Annotated in this window: 1 protein-coding gene; it reads left to right on the top strand. The window is 41.8% G+C overall.

Annotated features, from left to right (window positions below):
- Window positions 1–149: 149 nt before the first annotated feature.
- Window positions 150–808, top strand: a 659-nt coding sequence (locus ACS8FD_RS19050; RefSeq protein ID WP_439277011.1) for an MFS transporter, incomplete at its 3' end; no start/stop codon positions are given.

An 808-nucleotide genomic window follows, 5' to 3' on the forward strand; every position in this document is an offset into this window, starting at 1 on the left:
ATTTATTTGAATGCTATTTACTTGATTATTAACAGGTATTTACATTCTCAAAGCGTATTGAGGTATTTGCTAGGACGCAGATACCTAAGTTACGAGTCACCTCACTATGACTATAGTCTTTCATTCTCACAACAATAAGGATATAAATTGTGAAAAGTGCCGCTATAACTTCAGATTCAAGCTTAAGCTCTGTCCAGAAGCAACCTTGGAAACTGGCCTTCTTTTTTTGTTTTTTAGTTCTATTATGTGATGGAGCTGATATTGGTATTCTCGCCTTTACGCTTTCAAGCCTAAAGCTAGAATTTGGATTGACCAACGTACAAGCTGGTGCTTTGGGCAGTTGGTCATTGTTTGGTATGGCAATCGGTGGATTCTTCGGCGGTTGGGCTTGTGATCGCTTTGGACGAGTACGTGTTATCGTAATTGCGACAGCGATGTTCTCTTTGTTATCTGGTTTCAGTGGATTTGTGCAGAGCTATGAGCAGTTTGTAGCATTACGGTTCACCGCTTGTTTAGGTCTTGGTAGTTTATATATTGCGACTAATACCTTGATGTCTGAAATGGTGCCCACCAAACACCGGACGACTGTGCTTGCAATGTTGATGACAGGTTTTACGTTAGGGTCTTTAGTGATCACTAGCGTCTCTGCTTGGATTATTCCCAGCTATGGTTGGCGCACACTATATCTCTTAACGTTTCTACCTGTTGTTCTCGCAGTAGCGATGTACTTTCTTATACCTGAACCAAATTCTTGGAAAGAGGCACGGGCACTGAAACTCAGTGGCGCGAAAAACTCGCTGCAAAAACC

This window comes from Psychrobacter sp. 1U2, assembly GCF_051847575.1.